Consider the following 247-nt stretch of genomic DNA (forward strand, 5'->3'; position numbering starts at 1 on the left):
TGCGGGAGAACGGGCGTGAGCATCTGCGCGGCTCGCTGGTTGTGCCGGTGATGGATGCACAGGGACAAATCCATGAGTTGTACGGGCGCAAAATCGGTGGCGACCTGCGTCAGTCCGTTATCCGCCATCTGTACCTGCCGGGGGCACATAAAGGGGTCTGGAATGCCGCGGCGCTGGGTGCCTCCAAGGCGCTGATCCTGTGTGAATCCCTGATTGATGCGATGTCGTTCTGGGTGACCGGACACCG

At 61.5% G+C, this 247-nt stretch carries 1 protein-coding gene; it reads left to right on the forward strand.

Annotation, left to right across the window (positions count from 1 at the left end):
* Positions 1-247 (forward strand): hypothetical protein (locus Xbud_RS19455; RefSeq protein ID WP_145956706.1); only part of this gene is annotated, 247 nt, incomplete at both ends.

It is taken from the genome of Xenorhabdus budapestensis (genome assembly GCF_002632465.1).
Lineage (GTDB): Bacteria > Pseudomonadota > Gammaproteobacteria > Enterobacterales > Enterobacteriaceae > Xenorhabdus > Xenorhabdus budapestensis.